The sequence below is a fragment of the Fervidobacterium islandicum genome (genome assembly GCF_000767275.3).
GTDB classification, from domain to species: domain Bacteria; phylum Thermotogota; class Thermotogae; order Thermotogales; family Fervidobacteriaceae; genus Fervidobacterium; species Fervidobacterium islandicum.
In genome coordinates this window covers 841,429-863,279 of record NZ_CP014334.2, presented here as the reverse complement: position 1 = coordinate 863,279, position 21,851 = coordinate 841,429, and the positions used below count along the sequence as shown (strand labels likewise).

The 21,851-nt window shown below is 39.9% G+C and carries 13 protein-coding genes; all 13 read left to right on the top strand.

The genetic code is table 11. The annotated features are described in order from the left end of the window. The first annotated feature begins 215 nt into the window (after window positions 1–215). Complete coding sequence (locus NA23_RS04010; RefSeq protein WP_236938664.1) at window positions 216–2,309, top strand: beta-galactosidase; 2,094 nt, start codon at window positions 216–218, stop codon at window positions 2,307–2,309. A gap of 19 nt (window positions 2,310–2,328) precedes the next feature. Next, entirely contained in the window at window positions 2,329–4,695 is a 2,367-nt protein-coding gene (locus tag NA23_RS04005) for a glycoside hydrolase family 94 protein (protein WP_033191019.1), read from the top strand. A 32-nt stretch (window positions 4,696–4,727) separates the two neighbouring features. Next, a complete protein-coding gene (locus NA23_RS04000; RefSeq protein ID WP_033191020.1) occupies window positions 4,728–6,032 on the top strand; it encodes an ABC transporter substrate-binding protein in 1,305 nt (434 codons plus the stop codon). Between the two features lie 295 nt (window positions 6,033–6,327). Beyond that, window positions 6,328–8,982 carry an extracellular solute-binding protein gene (locus tag NA23_RS03995; protein WP_236938559.1) on the top strand — a complete coding sequence of 885 codons (2,655 nt, stop codon included), beginning with the start codon at window positions 6,328–6,330 and terminating at the stop codon, window positions 8,980–8,982. A 4-nt stretch (window positions 8,983–8,986) separates the two neighbouring features. Continuing rightward, window positions 8,987–9,880 carry a carbohydrate ABC transporter permease gene (locus tag NA23_RS03990; protein WP_033191021.1) on the top strand — a complete coding sequence of 298 codons (894 nt, stop codon included), beginning with the start codon at window positions 8,987–8,989 and terminating at the stop codon, window positions 9,878–9,880. A gap of 38 nt (window positions 9,881–9,918) precedes the next feature. Next, a complete protein-coding gene (locus NA23_RS03985; RefSeq protein WP_033191022.1) occupies window positions 9,919–10,788 on the top strand; it encodes a carbohydrate ABC transporter permease in 870 nt (289 codons plus the stop codon). Window positions 10,789–10,835: 47 nt separating this feature from the next. Further along, window positions 10,836–12,857 carry a gluconolactonase gene (locus tag NA23_RS03980; RefSeq protein ID WP_236938556.1) on the top strand — a complete coding sequence of 674 codons (2,022 nt, stop codon included), beginning with the start codon at window positions 10,836–10,838 and terminating at the stop codon, window positions 12,855–12,857. After that, on the top strand, window positions 12,841–14,997 hold the full coding sequence (locus NA23_RS03975; RefSeq protein ID WP_033191024.1) for a DUF5696 domain-containing protein: 2,157 nt from the start codon (window positions 12,841–12,843) through the stop codon (window positions 14,995–14,997). The genes NA23_RS03980 and NA23_RS03975 overlap by 17 nt, the downstream gene beginning before the upstream one ends. 267 nt (window positions 14,998–15,264) lie before the next feature. Continuing rightward, window positions 15,265–16,599, top strand: a complete 1,335-nt coding sequence (iscB, locus tag NA23_RS03970; protein ID WP_236938553.1) for an RNA-guided endonuclease IscB — start codon at window positions 15,265–15,267, stop codon at window positions 16,597–16,599. Further along, entirely contained in the window at window positions 16,499–17,365 is an 867-nt protein-coding gene (locus NA23_RS03965; protein ID WP_033191025.1) for a carbohydrate ABC transporter permease, read from the top strand. Before iscB ends, NA23_RS03965 begins: the two co-directional genes overlap by 101 nt. Next, window positions 17,362–18,315, top strand: coding sequence for a carbohydrate ABC transporter permease (locus tag NA23_RS03960; protein ID WP_033191026.1), 954 nt, complete (start codon window positions 17,362–17,364; stop codon window positions 18,313–18,315). Before NA23_RS03965 ends, NA23_RS03960 begins: the two co-directional genes overlap by 4 nt. Before the next feature lie 76 nt (window positions 18,316–18,391). After that, the gene (locus NA23_RS03955) at window positions 18,392–20,503 is read left to right on the top strand and encodes a glycoside hydrolase family 3 N-terminal domain-containing protein (protein ID WP_427854520.1); all 2,112 of its coding nucleotides are present in this window, start codon (window positions 18,392–18,394) and stop codon (window positions 20,501–20,503) included. A 50-nt stretch (window positions 20,504–20,553) separates the two neighbouring features. After that, window positions 20,554–21,813: a glucoamylase family protein gene (locus NA23_RS03950; RefSeq protein ID WP_033191028.1), complete on the top strand. Its 1,260-nt coding sequence runs from the start codon at window positions 20,554–20,556 to the stop codon at window positions 21,811–21,813. The last annotated feature ends 38 nt before the right edge of the window (window positions 21,814–21,851 follow it).

Sequence of the window (21,851 nt, the reverse complement as noted above, 5' to 3'; positions counted from 1 at the left end):
AACACTTGATTCAGTATAACTGAAAATTCAAAGCAAAATGAAGCAGTCGTGAGAATTCTTCCTATAAAAGTTATTTTCTGACTGAAAGCACAACTTGATTTCTATTATTGATGTTTTGTTTTGCCAAACCGATTATGATAATATCATTTAGTGAAATATAATAGAAACGTTTCAGTAGAATTTCAGTAGAACTTGAGGTGAGTCTGTTGCCAAAGATGGAAATCAAAGATGGAAAGTTCATTGTTGATGGGAAGAACAGATTTTTGTTTTCTGCAGAATTGCATTACTTTAGGTTAGAACCAGAAGTATGGGAAGACCGTTTGGTGAAAATTAAGAATGCTGGTTTTGATGCAGTTAGTTTTTACGTTCCTTGGTTTTGGCATGAACCGTACGAAGGCTTTTTTGACTTCTCTGGCTTAACTGACCCTAAAAGAAATATTGTAGCTTTTCTCGAAATGGTTTCAAGATTTAACTTAAAGGTAATATTTAAACCGGGTCCATATATTATGTCCGAATTAAAGAATGAAGGCCTTCCGAACTGGTTGTACGATAGAATACCTCATGCAATTGCTAAAACGATGAAAGGCACACCACACCCAACAAGGGTTTTTTCGTATCTCCACCCAGATTACCTTTCGTATGTTAAACGATGGTATTCAGAGGTATCCAAAGTTATAAAGTCTTTTGAAAATGTGATAATGGTTCAAATTGATAACGAGGTCGGAATGCTTCAGTGGATAACTTCTTATGGCGACTACAATGAGCATACTATAGAGAAATTCCGCACTTATTTAGAAGAAAAGCAAATGAAAGATTTGGCAAAAGAGCTTTTGAACTGGGCTTGCGGACGAACTTTCTCCAGAAATTTAGTTGTTGCTTATCACGATTTTATAAGGGAGTACTATGCCGAATATCTCTGCAACTTGCGAAAGTTTCTTAGTGATGAAGGTATCAATGTGCCAGTTATTGTAAACATCCATGGTTTTGATATGGTTGAGTACGCAAAGAGAGGAAAGAGATATCCGATAGGGGTTTCTCAGTTGTACAGAGCGTCCACCGATAAGAATGTCATTTTATCGGGTGATTACTACATAGGTAACATAGTGCACGAAAACTTCAGTGATTTGGCAATTGCAAATGCGATCATGCTATCAGTACAGAATCCAGAGCAACCACTGTTCTCAGCTGAGTTCCAAAGCGGGTTCCAAATGGACAAGCCAAAACTTTTACCTTCAACTATTGACTTAACCTCAAGACTATGCATCGGAAATGGTATGAACGGGATAAACTACTACTTATTCGTTGGTGGAGATAATCCATCAGATTCAGCACTAATGGGGACCTACCATGATTGGCAAGCACCGATAAGCCGAGATGGTGAGCTAAGAAGATCTTACTATGTTATTAAGGACCTGATCAGTAGTATTAGAAGTATTGAGGAGGAGCTCGTAAATTCAAAACCTGTGTTTGATACTTACTTTGGTTTCATACCTGACTACTATTCAACTGAGCACTACAAAGAACATGGACTAAATGCTGTTTCTGATATTGAATTTAAAAGGGATGTTTCCATTTTTGACGGGGTTATAAGGGCGCTGAAATTACTTAACTACAATATCGGAGGGGTAAACCTAAGGTCACCAAATTTAGATTTGAACATCAGAAGCCTGTGGGTCTTTTCCTACAAATGGATGCCATGCCATGTCCAAAAAATACTTGCCGAATACGTTGAAAACGGAGGGAAACTCGTCTTATTCCCAGAAATACCAGTAGAAGACGAATTTGGCAATGAATGCACAATTTTAAGGGACTTTCTAGGAATAAGGTCAGTTTCTAAACGTGGATGGGGTACGGTTTATGCTTTTGGAATTGAAGTCAACGCTTACCACGTGGAAGAATACGAACTTGAGCCTCTAACTTATCAGTTTGCCAGAGACAAAAAAGGGAATATCTGCGGATTTATAAGAAACGTAGGAAAAGGCTCGGTAGCTGTTTTAGGTTTCGGATTGGAGCTCGAAAGAGAGTACAAAGTAGATATTGTTGAGAATGTGTGTTCGCTACTTGGAATTTCTAAAGCATTATTTATTGAAAGTAGGGATTTTGTAGATGGTTATCTCAGAGAAGGGACAGAGAACTTCATTGTTTTTTTGAACAACTACGATGATTATCCAAAGGATGTTAAGTTAAGGTTATTTACCAACTACCTCGGAGAATTTTCTGTGGCAGCTCGAAAAGGAATTACTTTAGTCGTGTCAAAAGCTGAACTGCCAAACGAAACCGGGACAAAAAGACAAGTACAATTACTGTGAAAGGAGAGGAGAACGCATTATGAAACTTTTTGAAAGTAAGTACGGCTATTTTACTTCTGATGGCAAAGAATATGTGATAACAAATCCAAGAACCCCAAGACCATGGGTTAATGTGATAAGTAACGGTGATTATTCGATAATTGCTTCACACACTGGGAGCGGATATTCTTGGAGAGGTAATGCAGGGCAAAACAGGATTACAAGACTATATCAAGACCTCATCAAAGACAATTGGGGCAAGTATGTCTATATCAGGGATACTGAATCAGGGAAATTCTGGTCAGCAGGTTGGAAACCTGTGATGGCAGAGTATCAATCATACGAGGTTGTTCATGGAATTGGTTACACCGTCTATAGACATAAGGTTGATGATATTTACTCAGAGATGAAGGTCTTTGTAAGTATCGATGCACCCATAGAGTTTATGTATATCATAGTAAGAAACGATGCTAATAAAACGAGAAAACTCGATTTAACCACTTATTTTGAATGGGTTTTAGGAAACTTCCCGGATGAGCACAGAGAATTTCACAAGCTCTTTTTTGACCCGACTTTTAAAAACAACACAATATTTGTGAAAAAGTACCTGGGACAGTTCCCCGATGAGAAAGGACGCTGGAATAACACAAGCTGGGATCACATCGCGTTTCATAGCGTAAGTCTTGCTACTAAATCATATACCTGCGATAAGGAATCCTTTATTGGAATGTACGGAGATGAAAGAAATCCGATTGCGATGAAACTCGAGAAACTTGACAATAAATGTGACAGGTTTGGCGATGCGTGTTCTTCCCTCCAAGTTGAAATTACGTTAAATCCAGGCGAAGAAAAGAAAGTAGTTTTTACCATAGGTGCGGCAAAGATTGGGGAAGAAGATCCCAACTTGCTTGCTGAAAAATACACCAACGTTGAGATTGCGGAGCAGGAATTTGAAAAGGTTCGTAAGTTCTGGATGGACTTACTTGAAAGAGAACTGGTTGAAACCCCCGATGATGGTCTGAACATAATGACCAATTATTGGGCAAAGTATCAAGCGATATCTGGCAGAATATGGGCAAAGTCTGGGTACTATCAGGTATCTGCTGGTTATGGTTTCAGGGACCAGCTACAGGATTCTCAGATCTTCTTCAGTTTAAGACCTGAACTTGCAAAGAAACAAATTTTGCTGCACGCGGAACACCAGTTCCAAGAAGGTGATGTACTACATTGGTGGTTTACTATCAGAGGTGGTGGCCCAAGAACTCACTGTTCCGATGATTTGTTGTGGTTACCTTTTATCATTCAAGAGTACATAAAGGAAACAATGGATTATTCCATACTCGATGAAGTTGTACCTTACGTTGACGGTGGAAAAGGTACGATATACGAACACTGCAAAAAAGCGATAGAAAAAGCCTTTAAGAGGTTTTCACCAAGGGGACTACCACTGATTGGAGAAAACGATTGGAACGATGGTATGAACGCTGTCGGTACCGATTGGAAAGGGGAAAGCATCTGGCTAGCGCACTTCATGTATCTACTACTTAAAGAATTCATTCCTCTGATGGAACTAAAAGGAGATTCCAAGTTTGCGGCTAAGTGTAAAGATGTGTTGGAGGTTCTAAGAGATTCTGTAAATAAATATGCATGGGATGGAGAGTGGTTTATAAGAGCAACGAAAGATGACGGGGAGAAATTAGGATCGAAAGAAAACGAAGAGGGTTTCATCTTCCTTAATGCTCAAACCTGGGCTGTGATAAGTGATATTACCGATGAGGAACGAAAGAGAAAAGCGATGGAATCAGTGAAAAAATACCTTCTTAAAGATTTTGGAGCTCTGCTTTTGTATCCTGCTTACACTAAGCCAAGGAGTGACATAGGTTACATAACAAGATATGCACCTGGTTTGAGGGAAAATGGAGGAGTTTACACACACGCTGCAACATGGGCTGTTTGGGCTTTTGCTCTTATGCGAGATGTTGAAGCAATGTACAAAGCCTACAAAGGAATTTGTCCACCGTACAGAAGTTTCGACATAGACAATTACTGGGCTGAGCCGTACGTGACTTGTGGTAATTCTGACGGTCCAATATCCCCACATTATGGCCGTGGCGGTTGGACGTGGTATACAGGTTCTGCACAGTGGTTGCACCGCGTAGCGACGCATTGGATTCTTGGTATAAGACCTAATTATGGTTATCTCGATATAGATCCGGTTATACCAGCTGATTGGGACGGATTTACTTATAAGAGATTTTTCGGTGATACGCTTTACACCGTTGTTGTCAAGAATCCGAACAAAGTAAGTAATGGTGTAAAGGAGATTGTTTTCGACGGTCAGAAAGTTCAGAGGGTCCCAATTCTTTCCGACGGTAGGTCACACACGGTTGAGGTTACGTTGGGATAATTTAACCACACTTCTTAAGGGAGGGAAGTAGTATGAGAAGATTCTGGTTGCTTGGTTTGTTGGCGGTTTTTGCGGTATTGTCGTTCGGTAAAGTCACGATTACGTACGTGAACTGGAACAGTGGACTTGAGATTGAACAAGCCATAGTTCAGGAATTTATGAAACTCTATCCGGACATTGAAGTGAAAATTGTCAAGCACGAAGGGAACTACGAGGACTGGCTAATTGCTCAAGCTGCAGCAGGCACATTACCCGATGTTATTATGATTCCAAATATCCCTATGGCTTTAACAAACGATTGGGCACTTGATTTGACAAAGATGGCAAATGCGGATCCAGAATGGAAAAACATACCTGCACCTATTAGAAATGCCACTATTTACAACAACAAGATTTACGCAGTTCCAGCAGGGTTGTACTTTATGGGCTATTTCGTAAACGACGACCTATTTGAAAAGTACAACGTCAAACCGCTCAAATTTGCTCCATCCTGGAACGAATTCTTAACAGCTGTAAAGAAGCTAACAATACCAAAAGACGGTATTATAGGACTTGCAGAAGAGGTACAGATTCCCGAATGGTACCCGGCTATGAAAAACCTCAGGCTCGGATGGTACACATGGGATGGTAAACAGTACAATCTTGATGATCCTTCATTCATCGAGGCTGTAAATATTGCGAAACAGCTCTGGCAAGGTAAATACGTCTACGATGCGCTTCCGGAAGAGCAAAAGAAACAATACAACGCCGGTTGGTACGGCGATGTATGGAACCAAGGAAAGATCGCAATTAGATGGGACGGAACATGGGCAACTCCATTCTATTCTACTCTTCCGTTCAAATCGCGGTTCATCGGTGTTCCTGGCGGAAGAACACCAGTTGTAGGCGATTTCTTTGTAATTTCTAAGACAACCAAATATCCAAAAGAAGCGTTCCTCTTTGCAAAATTTGTAACGTACGGAAGAGATGGTATTTTAAAGAGACTTGAACTCGACAAGAAGAATGAGTGGTCATCCTTACCTTTAACAACTGAAAAGGCTGTACTTGACAAATACTTCTCAGTTAAGAAGTTGTACCCGGGCCTTGACGAAGCTTATGGAAAGATTGGTGCTGGTATTATCGAAGGTGTAAAGATAGTCCCAGGTTACATTCAGTCAAGATGGACTGCACCAACAGGTATTAAGGTTGGAAACAATCCAAATGCTAACATTGGCGATGTTATTTGGAATGCGATGAGAGGAGATATTAACATCGCAGACTACGCAAAGCAGTTGAACAAAATTGCGAACGAACAGTATCAGAACGCCATTAGGAAGATAGCCATTATGACAAAGTAATTTGTTTCATTATGCAGCAATGGGAGGGAGTAAAATCCTTAGGCCTATAGAAAAAAACAATTTCTGGAGAATAGTAATTCTTGTAGCCTTATGTGCAATCAGCAATTTAACAGCAATCAATCTTTATGCAATAACGAAAAATACTCAAACAATCGACTATATCACTTATCTGCAGCGTTCACCGACCCCTCTCGTGACTGGGGAGACCTTCTGGGAATCTCCCCAGTCCTTTACTGAATTATCAGAAGGGAGCTTTGTTAGTTACGAGATAGAGGTTCCGAAAGGGAAAACCGGGTTGTGGAACATACGTATTGATTATGAAGTTCTTTCTAATCAAATATTACCACCGGAGATTTCTATTTATCTGAATGGCAAGATTCCTTTCGTAGAGGCACGTTCAATCCCCTTGGTTCAGTACTGGGAGTACGAGACAACGGCTTTTCCAAAAAACAGATATGGAGACGAAACGGTTCCAAATCAAAGGATAACGTCTGACACAATATCGTATGTGTTGAAAAATCCAAATGGAATTGACAAATTCCCGCTCTGGTTCAATATTAGTTCGCCGAAGGTTACTTTAACAGTTTTTGTTAACAGCGGGAAAATCGCCATTAAGAAGCTAGCCTTGGAAAGACCCGCGAGACTTATACAGTTTAAAGAAGTCGCCAAGAAAGTTGGTGGAAAGTTTTCAACGAATGAGAAACGTGTTATAACCCTGCAGGCGGAGAAACCTTATAGAAAAAGTGAAGCTTCGATCAATGCGGTTTCAGTAAGGTCCCCCGAAGTAGTTCCCTACACTACATACAATCTTCTTTTGAATACGTTTGGTGGTACCAACTGGAGTAGGCCCGGTCAAACCGTAACTTACCAATTCCCTGTTCCACAAAGTGGATATTATAAAATAGCACTCAAATACCTACAGAATGCAAAACCAAATTTCACAAGTTATAGAACTGTTTACATCGACGGAAGGGTTGTATATAGCGATTTACTCGAAGTTCCTTTTGAATATACGCCCAACTGGAGGATTTATACCTTGAAATCGAGTGACAAGACAAGTGACGTTGTTGTTTATCTTTCCGAAGGTAAGCACACAATCTCTCTTGAAGTTAATGCTTCAGTCTACGTTGATGTGCTTTATAAACTGAAATCAATAATTGATTACATAAACAAGTTAGCACTGCAGGTGAAATACATATCTGGAGGTAGTTTAGACAAGAATGTCGAATGGGAAATAAAGGAATACTTTCCAGACATAGAGAAAAGATTTAAATCATTGATAAACGAGCTGGAAATCATCAAAAAGCGTGTTGCTGATGCAAACGGAAACACATGGTGCGCAGAATATGTTTCACTAAACACAGCGCAGATGTTTTTAAAAAGACTTGCGAAAAATGTCAATAAAATACCAAACAAATTAGAAATGCTTGTAGGTAGCACAGGATCGGTACTTTCTGAGCTTTCAAATGCTTATAATGGTCTCCAGGAAATGCCTCTTACGATTGATGAAATTTACATTTACACAGGTAACAGTATAGACGGAGTTGTTAAGCCTTCGTTTTTGAAAGTATTTGTTGAAGGTTTGAAGAGATTTGTTCATTCATTCAAACCCGAGCGAAACTTAGCATCTGCAAAGGATTTTGATAATAAAAGTGTCGTTTTAAAAGTCTGGGTCAACAGACCACGCCAGTATGTGGACGTTCTGCAGCAACTTATTGATAGCGATTTTACCAGAAAGACAGGTATCTATGTTGATGTTTCTATAATGCGCGATGAGGGCAAACTCATACTTGCAAATGCAGCCAAAAAATCACCGGATATAGCACTCGGAATAAGCAACTGGATACCTTTTGAAATGGGAATACGTGGTGCAGCATATGATTTGAGACGCTTCCCTGATTTCATCAGTTTCTCAAGGAATTTCTACCCAGGCTCGCTTTTACCGTATCTCTACGAAAACCACTGTTTTGGTCTTCCAGAAACACTCGATTTTTACGTGCTTTTCTATCGAAAAGACATAGTTGACTATTTAAAGATACCTCTTCCAAAAACGTGGGATGATGTGAAATTGGTACTTCCCGAGCTTCAAAGAAACGGTCTGAATTTTTATATACCACTTTCCGGGACATCGGCTTTCAAAGCATGGATGACCACCGCTCCATTCATTATGCAGTACCATGGTAAGCTCTTTACAGACGATGGCTTGAGAACAGCGATAGACAATCCAAGTACACTAAAAGCTCTAAAAGAAATGACTGAGCTATTCACCATGTACGGCATGCCTGCTCAAGTTGCAAATTTCTTTGAAAGCTTCAGAAAAGGTGAAATCCCATTGGGCGTTTCGAATTTGAACACGTATATACAGCTTTCAATAGCTGCTCCAGAGTTGCGTGGTCTTTGGAGTATAGCTCCGTCACCAGGTGTAGAATACAACGGTGTTGTTGAGAGGTGGCAAACAGGTTCAGCACAGGCAGTAGCTATCCTTAACGACACGAAATATCCAGTCGAAGCCTGGGAATTCGTGAAGTGGTGGCTTTCTAAAGAGACGCAGATGAACTTAGTAAATAGAATTGTCAGCACTTACGGAACAGAGTTCTTGATAATACCATCGAACCGGTATGCGATAGATGGTATCCCTCTTAAAACGGAACACTTGAAGGTCGTGAAAGAACAGTTTAATTGGCTGCAAGAGGTTCCTAAAATGCCAGCGAGTTACATACTGGAACGTGAAATCAGTAACATCTGGAATAAGGTTGTACTTGAAGGTAAACCTTTAAAGGTAGCTGTTGATGATGGCGTAATTATTGTAAACAAAGAATTCGCACGCAAGTTAGAAGAATTTGGTTACTACAAAGACGGAAAGCCGGTTAAACCGTTCAAGATTTACACGCTACAAGACGTTTTAAATTGGTACAGCCAAGATCTAAATACCGGGAATTCAAAGAGGTGATTGTGTGAAGGTAAGAAAGAGTGAGCGCCGATGGATAATTACTTTTCTTTCGCCATACATAGTTCTCTTTGCAATATTTATTATTGTCCCAACTATTTTAGCCATACTTCTTTCCTTCACTAACTTCAACACAATACAGTTCCCAAAATTCGTTGGATTGAAGAACTACATTTCACTCTTCACAACGGACAGTGTCTTCATGCAGTATGTATTACCAAATACAATAAAGTTCGCGGTATTAGTAGGTCCAACCGGATATTTTCTTGCGTTCATCTTAGCTTGGATGCTTGCGCAAATTCCAAGGATACCAAGAACTATCCTTGCACTGATTATTTACTCTCCGTCAATGACCGTTGGAGTAGCGATGCAAGTAATTTGGCTCACGATATTCAGCGGAGATAAGTCTGGTTACTTGAACAGTCTTTTGTTAAGACTTGGAATAATTGATCAGCCGATCCAATGGTTACAGTCACCTAAATTCCTATTTCCAACAATGGTGGTTGTAACTTTGTGGAGTAGTATGGGAGTCGGTTTTTTGGCTATGCTTGCTGGTGTTTTAAACACGGACCCTGAAATATACGAAGCAGGATACATAGATGGAATATCAAAAAGATGGCAGGAGATATTCTATATCACCATTCCTCTCATGAGACCTCAAATGTTGTTCGGTGCCGTTATGTCAGTTGTTTCTACCTTTCAAGCAGGATACATCGGTGTCATGCTTTCCGGTTCAAATCCAACTCCACAGTATGCAGGGCAGCTTATTGTCAACCACATCGAAGACTTTGGATTCATGAGGTATGAAATGGGGTATGCTGCGGCAATCTCCGTAGTGCTTCTAATAATGATATGGATTAGTTCCAAATTTGTCTGGGCTTTGTTCCTTGATAGGGACTGATTTTGATACGATCAACTTAACAACTCAGGGGTGATGGTATGGCTTTCAAGGGTACGAAAATCAATCCAGAAAGGTTTGATAAGAGTCAGTTGAAATTCTACGCAGTTCTCATTCCTTTTGCTGTTTTTATGTCTATACCTCTCATATTCATATTTTCAAATGCTTTCAAACCTTACAACGAGTTATTTGCTTTTCCACCAAGGATATTCGTAAGACACCCGACACTGCAGAATTTCAAATCCCTTTTCAACGCTATGACTCAGTCCGGAGTTCCGGTGAGCAGGTATCTGTTCAACAGCATTCTTATATCTCTTAGTATTGTCGTGTTATCGATATTTGTCAGTACTGCGGCGGGATACGTGCTTTCGAAGAAGAATTTCAAGTATAAAAAATTGCTTTTCGAGATAAACACTTTAGCACTTATGTTTGTTCCAACAGCAGTTTCTATTCCCAGGTACATAATCATCGCAAAACTTGGTTTGGTTGACAATTTCTTAGCGCACATATTACCTATGCTTGCAATGCCTGTTGGTTTGTTCTTAGTTAAGCAATTTATTGATCAGATACCTGATTCGCTAATAGAAGCGGCAAAGATAGATGGAGCTAACGATTGGTTTATATACCTGAAGATAATACTACCACTTACCAAACCTGCTGTTGCAACTGTTGCGATACTTGCGTTCCAAAGCGCATGGAATTCAACGGAAGCTTCCTTAATTTACATAAATAACGAAAGTTTAAAAAATTTTGCATACTACATGTCTACACTGAGCGGTAATGCTGGAACAGTTGCTGGTGCAGGAATAGCTGCAGCTGCGGCTGCTATAATGTTTCTGCCAAACTTGATTATTTTCATCTTCACACAAAGCAAAGTCATGAACACCATGGCACATTCCGGTATCAAATGATGAATTGTTTTGTACCACTTAATTTTAAATAAAGGAGCGATGAGGTGTTGCAACTGGATAAAAAAAGAACTCTTTTGATAATTCTTCTTTTGACAACTGTTGTCTCTTTGCTGAATGCATACGCACCGTACTATACATACACACTGGGCATAGGTGATAACATTGTCCGCATTCAAGATGCATTTATCCCTTGGCGAAAACTTGTTTTCGATACATCCTCTGTTTCAGACATATTTTGGCATAGTGGAAAGCTCTACATAAGTGATACGCAGAACGCAAGGGTAGCTGTAGTAGATTTGGAAAGCACAGAAGAAGCAACTATTTCTTACATTGGTGAAGGTACCCTCATGAACCCTGAAGGTGTTTACGTTGACGAAAATGGATACGTATATGTTGCGGATTCTTGGGCTCAGAATGTTTATAAGTTTTCGCCAAACGGCGATTTGGTTCTTACAATTTCCAAACCTGATTCGCCAATTTATGGCCGTAACAACAATTTTGTCCCTCTTAAAGTCGCCGCAGACAAACGAGGCAATGTGTACGTAGTTTGCCAGGGAATTACAAATGGGCTTGCAGTATTTAACAAAGATGGAAGGTTTTTGAGTTTCTTTGGGGCAAATTCTCCAAAGGTCACGCTTAGGATGATCCTACAACGATTGGTGTTTTCCGAGGCGCAGAAGGCGCAGCTTTTGAAAATTAGACCACCGTCACCTACAAGCGTTACTGTGGATTTCACAAATGCTATTTGGACTGTGACTCAGGGACTTAAGGAAGATGCCATCAAAAGATTCAACGTTGCTGGTGTGAATGTTTATCCAAAACTTTCGCTTTCAAGTGATAAGTTTGTGGATATTGATGTTGACTCACTTGGAACCGTGTATGCACTCGCAGCGGATGGTCTGATATACGTATACGACCTTCTTGGAAATCCCATCTTTGTATTCGGTGGTCAAAGCTTTTACGAAAATAGAACGGGGCTTTTTCGATCAGCTGGCGCAATCGCAGTTACGGATGACGGTAAGATATTTATTTTAGATAAGGAAGATGGAACAGTGACAGTTCTCAAAATAACGTCATTCGGTAAGCTTGTTTTGAAGGGCGTTAATTATTACAACCAGGGGATGTATCTGGAAAGCGAAAAGATTTGGAGAGAAATTCAGAAGACAAATTCAGCTTTCGTCCTGACGTATAGAGTTTTGGGGAATGTTGAGTTTAAGAAGGAAAATTACTCCAAGGCATTTGAGTATTTCAAATTGGCTCGCGATGCAAAAGGCTATTCCGATGCTTTCTGGTACATAAGAAACCAATGGTTACAAAAGATAGTGGGGCCGATATTTGTCCTGCTTGTCGTTATAGCTATCGCCGACCTTATTAGAACGATACTCATAAGGCAGGGTTTAATAGAAAAGAGAGAAAAAAAGAGAATTCAGAAGGATAATTTCTTTATTTCACAATTACGGTACACGTGGCTTTTCATAAAGAATCCGTTTGACGCAGTCTATGAAATGAAACGCCACGATAGGATATCATGGATAACAGGGATTTCTTTGTATCTTCTGCTTTACATCGAAAATGTGGTTATAAGAATCGTAGGTTCACCACTATTTGTTGGTTTTGATGCAAAGAAAATAGACTTCTTTGGACTTTTTGTTGATACCTACAGATTATTCTTCCTCTTCGTTCTTTCAAATTTTTTGGTTAGTGAGATTTCGGAAGGAGAAGGAAAGTTCAAGCATATATTTATAGGAACAATCGCTTCCTTCTTGCCCTACTTACTCTTTTCGGTACCCCTTGCTTTGATAACTAATCTACTAACTTTGAACGAATCTTTTGTATATACTTTTGGAATGCAGATAATCTGGGCATGGTCATTTGTTCTGCTCTTTATAGTCATTGCGCAGGTTCACAACTTCTCATTTGGTGAAACAGTTAGGAACTTTTTACTCACAATTTTTGCAATGGTACTCATAACAATACTGCTGATAATTATTGCTGTCCTTGTCAAAGAAGAATTTTCTTTCTTTACCTCTATTTTTGAGGAGTTGATGTACCGTGTTAAGGCTAAGTGAGTCTGTTAAGAAAAATATAAAAAAGATTCTGCTCAGGTCAATTATTATCGTTCTGATAGTTATTTTAATGGTGTGGTTAGTGAATTCTGGACCATCTGAAGTTACGGTTCAGAAGATAGAAAGTTTTTCAGAAAGCAGTTATGCATTCTTTTATCCGAACTATGATACCTATTTGGAGAATCAATACTTGACTCTCATGTTTGATACAAAAACTTTACAGTTCCAAGTTGTGGATAAAAGAAACAATGCACTCTGGAAATCAGTTTTGGAAGAAGAAGACAAAGATTTGAACCAAACGTGGAATGCGTTTTTCAATACACCTTTCACAGTCGAGTTCTACGATTCAACAGGCAACATCAAAAGAGTGTACTCTACAAGAGATGCTAAAATCATTCTCAAGAAGACTTCGTCAGATACGTTGAAGGCATCTGTTATGTTCGAAAATATAGGAACGTCATTTGATGTCTTGTATCAGTTGGTAAAAGATTCGATCCGGATAAGGATAGAAAACATAAAGGAAGGAAAGTATAAGTTAACAGGCATCTTTGCTTATCCTTATTTCGGAGGGACTTACGGTACCGTCAACGGAAGTTTTGTCTTAGCCGATGGTGTCGGGGCAGGTATAGATTTGTCAAAAAGAACAGTTGCAACAGCTCCATTCAAAGCCCGAGTATACGGGCAAGATATAGGGTTCAAGGAAGTACTCCCATATTCTTACTTCAAAAACGTAAAAGAACCGGAAAATTACGCATTACCATTGTATGGAATCATATATTCACAAGGTTTGCAAAATTCGGAAACCTCTGCAGGAAATAGTAGTGGCTTGCTTGCATTCATTGAGGATGGAGACATGTATGCTGAAATAAACGCTTTCAAAGCAGGTATCGTTACTGAGCACAACTGGATAACAGCGCGAATTGTTTTAAGAGATCTACATAAGAAGCTCTTAAATAAGGCGGGGGAAGGTATAACAGTTCCGCAGGAAGAATTAAATACAACGAGGTATAGTATTAGATATTTCTTTGTTCCAAACACCAATGAATTTTCATTATTCCAACGATTTGTTGATGAGTACTCAACAGAAAGAGTTGTGACGAATGATTATACCTTCAAATTCGATATTCTAATGGCAGAAGCGAAAAAGTCTACATTTGGTTTCTCGCTTGTTAAGATGACCGATGGCGAAGAATTGCTGAAGATGAAAAACATTTTGAAACAATCTATACCTAACTCTCTATTCGTAGTTGTAGGATACACTAAAGGAGGTTTGTCTCTTAGTTCTCCAAAGCACCTCCCAGTTGAAAAACGCATCCTTGGTAAAACCCAACTGTCTTCGGAAGATTACTTCTATGTGAATTATATTCTTTCACCAAAAGAATCCAAGTCGCTTAGTAAAACCAACATTGCATTGAACAGGCTTGAACAATTTATGGAATTTGAAGGAAGATATGTTTTATCACCGGAGTTTGTAAAATCGTTCGTCGCTAAGGAGGAATTAGCATTTGAAAAGCTTGGAATTAAAAGATTTGCGCTTGCTTCGGTTGGAAATTTGGCGTTTTCAACCGAGAATATGACGAGGGCCCAAGTGATTGATAAATTGTTGGAAGCCTTTAAGAATCTTGAAAAGCCCGTTGTTTACGGAGCAAACTGGTATGCTGTTAAACTTGCTGGTGCTTTGTCGGATATCCCACTGACGAACTCGGGTTATGAAATCGAGGACAGAATTGCGCCAGTTGTACCTTACGTGCTTAGGCAGTTCCTACCAGTTTTCTCAGAACCAGTTAATCTTTCTTCGGATTACAGCAGGGACCTTTTAGCTTGCATTGAATACGGCGTGTTTCCTTCATTTTATTTAACTTGGGATAGTTCAGAAAAACTTATAGAGACACATTCCAAAGACTTGGTATCAACAAAGTTTGAAGATTGGCTTCCAAAGATATTGAATGCAAAAGGATTGTTTGATAACGCAACTTTGTTCTTAAAATCCAGATTAATTGCTCGGCAGCAAATTGGGCAGGATGTTTTCCTCAACACGTACGAAAATGGTACAAAGGTGGCGTTTAATTACAGTGAAAAACCTTTCAATTTCAACAATGTCGTTATTCAACCTATGAGCTTTGCGGTAATTCAAGAGAGGTGACTTTGGTCAACCACCCACCACTGAAGTGGCGGGCTTGTAAAAAGCCCTGGTTGACTACCCTCAGCCAATGGGCTACGTTAGGCTGGTCATGGCACCATGGAATGCTGCTCAAGTTCCATGCTCTGCCGTCTGCCATTAAACAGTCCTGATGGGTAGGGACAGTGTAGCAGACACGACAAGCCAGCCTAACTTTGGGGATGAGCACCTAACTCCGATAGGAGGCTTACCGAATGGTATTCGTGATTTCAAAAAAATGGAAAACCGCTCATGCCAACCAAAAGACATGGAAAGGTTAGAAGGCTCTTGAAACAAGGACTGGCAAAGGTGGTAAACAGAGAACCATTTACCATCCAGCTTTTGTACGAAACAACAAGCTATACACAACCTGTCACAGTTGGGATAGACATAGGTTCTAAGACTGTAGGTGTGTCTGCTGTTACTGACAAAGAAGAAATATTCTCTGCAGAAGTCCAGCTTAGACAAGATATCAAAAAGTTACTACTTGAGCGCAGGCAACATAGAAGGTTCAGAAGATACAGAAAAACAAGATATCGCAAACCCAGATTTCTAAACAGACGAAAGGAAGATGGTTGGTTGCCTCCAAGTTTGCAGTGGAAGGTAGATGCGCACGTCAGGATAGTAAACAAGCTCAGCAAAATAATACCGATAACAAAAGTCGTTGTGGAAGTTGCACCATTTGATATCCAGAAAGTACAAAATCCAGACATAGAAGGAGAAGATTACCAAAACGGTCCGCAGAAAGGATTTGCTGATGTAAGAGAGTACTGCCTTTGGAGAGCTGGATACAAGTCTGAACTGTCTGGTAAAACTGGAATACTGGAAGTCCACCACATTATTCCAAGAAGCGAAGGTGGGACTGATACGCCAAGCAACTTAATAGTGCTAACGGTGGAAGAACACAAGATGTTGCACGAAGGCAAGATAAAGATACCTAAATCAAGATTAGAGCAAATAAAGGTGTTTAAGCACGCAGCACACGTTTCAACGATTGGATGGCACATAGTCAACAAACTCAGGCAAAACTACCATGTCGAAATCACGTATGGTAGTATTACAAAAGAAAGACGGGACATGTATGGACTTGAGAAGTCGCACAGGAATGATGCGTTTGTGATAGCTGGCGGGAGTATTCAAAAGAGAGCGAATGAATGGTATTTTGGTAGGTTCTTCAGACGTCAGAACAGGTCGCTTCACAAAGCCAATCCGATTAAAGGTGGAAGAAGACCAATTAACACAGTTAAGCAAGTGAATGGATTCATAAGGTTTGATAAAGTTGAGTGTGAAGGTGAGATAGGGATAATAAAAGGATTAAGAAGCAGCGGATATTTTTCGATAAGTAGTCTTAGTGGAGAAAAGATAAGTGACAGTGTAAAGTATACAAAATTAAGGCTAATTGAGAGAGCTAAAACGTTGATGTTCGAAAGGAGGGAAAGGGCTACTTGTTCATGGCTAAAGCCACGTGTATCCGTAGCCCGGTTTCATGAAATTAAAACTGCGCACTCGAGAAGCTTTAAAAGGTCTACTATTTGTTTCACCATGGATAATTGGTTTTCTTATTTTTACGCTTATACCGCTCATTAGAACATTCTTTTATAGCCTCAATGAAGTAAAAGTAACAGCGGAAGGTGTACGAACATTCTTCATAGGCCTCAAAAATTTTAAGGATGCTTTGCTCTCGGATGTTGACTATCCTCAGATGCTTATTGACTACTTCCTGCAGATGATAGTTTTTGTACCCATAATAGTTTCGTTTGCAATGATCATGTCTCTATTGTTAAACATCGAACTAAAAGGCAGAAGTTTGTTCCGCACGATTTATTTCCTGCCAGTGGTTATCGCTAGTGGGCCTGTTTTTGAGAAGCTTTTGAGCAAAGGAGCAATGACATTTTCTGGCTTGGCTAATCTCGGATTTGTGAAAATGCTGCAAACAAATCTGCCACCTGTCTTTTCAAGGGTCCTGGCAATGTTTATCTCAGGTTTCATAATGATTCTCTGGTACTCAGGAGTACAAATCCTTGTATACCTTGCCGGTTTGCAGAAGATAGATAAGAGTATGTACGAAGCTGCAAAGATAGACGGTGCCTCAAGATGGCAGATTTTGTGGAAGATCACGATGCCCGTCTTAGCACCACTTACTTTTGTCAATACGGTCTATACCATTGTGACACTCTCAACATTTGCAACCAGTCCTATAATCAAAAAGATACTTGTCGATATGTACAGACCAGAAAGAGGATTAGGTTACGCTTCGGCACTTGCCTGGATATACTTTTTGTCTATTTTGGCCGTTATAGGAATATTCTCTTTGATTTCAGCAATTTACAGAAGGAAGGTAAGGGTATCATGAAAGGTAACGTGTCGAAAAAGAGAGACCAAACAAATGGAAAACAAGTCAGTTTCTATACTATTGAAAAGAGAACAAAGAGAGCAATTGAAATAACAAGTGTTTATTTTATGCTGCTCCTTGTTGGCTTTGTTTTTGTCTATCCTATAATATACATGATTTCGTATAGTCTCATGGATACATCTGACTTGGTAAATCCACTTGTAAAGTGGATTCCGACAAAACTCTATACTGGGAATTACAAAGATGCAGTAAAAGTTCTTGATTACGCCAAGACGTTAACTCAAACAATCATTATTTCAACTATACCTGCGCTTTTGCAAACTATTTCGGCATCTGTTGTTGGATACGGATTTTCACGCTTTAATTTTCCGGGTAAAAATATATTATTTGCTGTTGCCGTTGCTACGTTCATATTACCACCACAGGTTACCATGATCCCACAGTTCTTGATGTTCAAAGACCTTAATCTTTTGGGCACTTTGTGGTCACTCATATTGCCAGCTACTTTTACTCAAGGTATACGAAGTGCTATTTTCATCATAATCTTTTATCAGTTCTTCAATATGTTCCCTAAGTCTTTGGAGGAAGCAGCAAAGATTGATGGCGCATCGACATTGACGATCTTTTATAGAATAGTAGCTCCTTCTGCATTACCCGCGTATCTGATATCGTTTTTGTTCTCCTTGGTCTGGTATTGGAATGACACAGTAATCACTGCGCTCTATCTGGGTGAAAAGTGGACAACCTTACCTTTGCAACTTCAGAGATTTGAGGACATGTTCAGAAGAGTGTATCAATCAATTCCTGGTGTGACAACAGGTAGGACGCTTAATGAAGCCATCGTAATGGCTGGTACACTTCTAACAATATTACCTCTCCTTTTGATTTATTTCTTCGCACAAGACTGGTTTGTGGAAAGTATTGATAGGACCGGAATTACGGGTGAATAAACTAAGTTAGGTTTAACAATAAACCACAAAGGAGATGATAACTGTGGAATTCGATATTGAAAGAATTCTCTCTGAAATGACTGTTGAAGAGAAGATCAACTTTGTCGTTGGTGTTGGTGTCCTTGGTGCATTTGGAAATCCAAATCCAAAAGTTAGTGGAGCTGCCGGTGAAACACGCACTATCGAAAGACTTGGCATTCCAAAAGCAGTACTTGCCGATGGCCCTGCAGGACTTAGAATTGATCCAGAACGTGAAAACGATGAGAATAAATACCATGCTACAGCATTTCCGATAGAGACCATGCTTGCTTCCACTTGGAACAGACAAATCCTCAGAAAAGTCGGAGAGGCAATGGGAGAAGAAGTAAGAGAATACGGTGTCGATGTATTGCTTGCACCTGCTATAAACATCCACAGAAATCCACTGTGTGGCAGGAACTTCGAATACTACTCTGAGGATCCATTACTAACAGGTGAAATGGCTGCGAGCTTCGTCGAAGGTGTTCAATCCCAAGGCGTTGGTGCTTGTTTGAAACATTTTGTTGCCAACGAACAGGAAACCAATCGTATGAGTGTTGATACGATAGTTTCAGAACGAGCTTTGCGTGAGATTTATCTAAAACCGTTCGAGATAGCCATCAAGAAAGCAAAACCTTGGACTGTGATGAGCTCGTACAACAAGCTGAATGGTAAGTATACATCGCAAAACAAGTGGTTATTGAAAGACGTGCTTCGTGATGAATGGGGATTTGAAGGATTTGTGATGACGGACTGGTTTGCTGGTGATAATGCGGCAGAACAGATAAAATCATGGAACGATTTATTGATGCCGGGGAACACATATCAGATATTCAAGAACAGAAGGCCGGAGATAGAGGAGATAAAGGGAGCGTACGAACGAGGAGAAATAACGGAAGAGATGTTAAATGAAAGAGTGAGGACGATATTGAAAGTGCTTGTTAATACACCGGCATTCAAAGGATACAAATACTCCAACAAGCCGAACTTAGAAGAGCATGCAAAAATAGCGTACGAAGCAGGTTGTGAAGGTGTTGTGCTACTGAAAAACAACGGGGCGTTACCCATAAAACCAGAAACAAGAGTTGCAATTTTTGGCACAGGTCAGATAGAGACGATAAAAGGAGGAACTGGTAGTGGAGATACGCACCCAAGGTACACGATTAATTTCTTAGACGGGCTATTTGAGAGAGGAATAAAGGTTGATAAAGAATTGGAAGAGTTCTATAGAAAGAAAGTTGCGGAACTCAGAGCTACAGACTATGCAATCACCAAAGGTCAGTGGGGGGAGGACATCGTTCCAAAACTTCCACAGGATTTGTTCACTGATGAGGAGATTGTGAACTATGCTTACAGAAACGATGTCGGAGTTTTTATAATAACACGAATCTCAGGTGAAGGGGCTGATAGGAGACTTGAGAAGGGTGATTTTTACTTGACAGATGATGAATATCGCATTTTGGTAAAACTTTCAGAAGCTTTCAGGAAACAGGGAAAAAAGTTGGTTGTTGTACTTAACGTAGGCGCACCGATAGAGATAGAAAGTTGGAAGGATATGTGTGATGCGATTTTATTGATATGGCAGCCAGGTCAAGAAGCAGGAAGAATCTTTGCAGATGTGATAAGTGGGAAGGTTAATCCTTCCGGCAAGCTACCAACAACGTTCCCGAAACGATACGAAGACGTTCCATCAAGATCGTTCCCAGGAGAACCGAAAGATAATCCTGAAGTTGTCGTCTACGATGAAGATATCTACGTGGGCTACAGGTATTACGATACATTCAGAGTAGAACCTGCTTTTGAGTTTGGATTTGGGTTATCGTACACGACATTTGAATATTCGAACTTGAAAATATACAGAGACGGTGGAGATATCGTTGTGAGGTTTGAGGTGACCAACACTGGTGAGGTTGCTGGGAAAGAAGTTGCACAGGTGTACGTGAGAGCGCCGAGAGGGAAGATAGACAAACCATACCAAGAGCTCAAAGGTTTTGACAAGACGAAGTTGCTTGGGCCAGGTGAAAAGCAAAAGATAGAAATCAGAATTCCGGTCTCAAGTCTTGAAAGCTTCGATGGTCGGTGCTGGGTAATTGAGAAAGGTGAATATGAAATCAGAATAGGTGCTTCATCAAGGGATATCAGATTAAGAAGAAAATACTTGCTGGATTGAGGGAATAAAAGTTTCAAAAATACGAATTGTAAATTTAGGAAGGTGATAGCATGTTAAAAAGACTATCTTTTTCTATACTGTTATTACTTTTCACTATAACGCTTGCCACCAATCAACTGACCGATAATCTTCTGAAAGAATACAAAGGTTCCTTCTTATACTTTTGGGAGCAAGCAAATACAAATAAGGATAGCCTGGGATACGGATTAGTTCGAGATAGGTACCCAGGCAGCCCAGGGATAGCCAGCATAGCTTCCACTGGCTTCGGTCTTACAGCAATAGTAATAGGTGTGGAAGAAGGTTGGATAACAAAAGAAGAAGGATTGCAGAGGGTTTTGGGGACTCTGAATACACTTCTAAAGCTTGATAATTTCCATGGTTTTTTCTACCATTTTCTGGATATCAACACTGGAAAACGGGCCTGGAATAGTGAAGTTTCAACAATCGATACAGGGATATTGATGTGCGGTGTTCTGACAGCTGGAAAATATTTCGGCGGTCAGGCTTGGGAAAAAGCTAAACAACTTTACGAAAGGATAAATTGGAACAAAATGATCCATCCAACGAAGAATTACTTCTTCATGGCATATACTCCAGAGAGAGGTTTTGAAGGTTATTGGGATTTCTATGCTGAACAGCTCATGCTATATATACTGGGAGCAGGTACACCGGTAGAAAAGTACCGTATTGACCAGAATGTATACTACGCATTTAGAAGAAGCTACGGTAGCTACAAAAGTGAGAACTTTATTCATTCATGGTTTGGTTCGCTATTTACTTACCAGTATTCTCATGCATGGATAGATTTCCGTAATTGGTATGACAAATTCGGTGTCAACTGGTTCCAAAATTCCGTGGCGGCCAGTCTTGCCAATTACAACTTTTGCATGGATAATAAAGATAAGTTCAAAAGCTTTACCATAGGCTGGGGAATAACTGCTTGTGACACGCCGAAGGGTTACAACGGTTTATTAGGTGCACCACCATCTGGAAACAATAATACAGCACATCAAGTTGATGGCACGATAGCACCATCTGGAGCATTGGGTTCAATCGTTTTTACTCCCAAAGAATCGCTGTGGGCCCTTGAGAATTATTACAAGATGCCAAGCTTGGTAGGAAAATATGGTTTGAAGGATTCCTTTAACCTTGACTTGAATTGGTACGCTTCAGACTACATTGGTATTGACAAAGGCATAACATTGCTTATGATAGCAAATTACAAGAATGAACTTATTTGGAGAATCTTCATGGACATTCCTTACGTTCGAAACGGTTTAAACAACCTTGGATTTGTTTATAAAAAATAGTTGTAAAACGAATTTTGTTTATTGAGGAGCTGATAAGA

Excerpts from the sequence above, each read along its gene's own strand:
- NA23_RS04010 (WP_236938664.1), top strand. The coding sequence starts at position 216 with ATGGAAATCAAAGATGGAAAGTTCATTGTTGATGGGAAGAACAGATTT.
- NA23_RS04005 (WP_033191019.1), top strand. The coding sequence starts at position 2,329 with ATGAAACTTTTTGAAAGTAAGTACGGCTATTTTACTTCTGATGGCAAA.
- NA23_RS04000 (WP_033191020.1), top strand. The coding sequence starts at position 4,728 with ATGAGAAGATTCTGGTTGCTTGGTTTGTTGGCGGTTTTTGCGGTATTG.
- NA23_RS03985 (WP_033191022.1), top strand. The coding sequence starts at position 9,919 with ATGGCTTTCAAGGGTACGAAAATCAATCCAGAAAGGTTTGATAAGAGT.
- iscB (WP_236938553.1), top strand. The coding sequence starts at position 15,265 with ATGCCAACCAAAAGACATGGAAAGGTTAGAAGGCTCTTGAAACAAGGA.
- NA23_RS03965 (WP_033191025.1), top strand. The coding sequence starts at position 16,499 with ATGAAATTAAAACTGCGCACTCGAGAAGCTTTAAAAGGTCTACTATTT.
- NA23_RS03960 (WP_033191026.1), top strand. The coding sequence starts at position 17,362 with ATGAAAGGTAACGTGTCGAAAAAGAGAGACCAAACAAATGGAAAACAA.
- NA23_RS03955 (WP_427854520.1), top strand. The coding sequence starts at position 18,392 with ATGACTGTTGAAGAGAAGATCAACTTTGTCGTTGGTGTTGGTGTCCTT.
- NA23_RS03950 (WP_033191028.1), top strand. The coding sequence starts at position 20,554 with ATGTTAAAAAGACTATCTTTTTCTATACTGTTATTACTTTTCACTATA.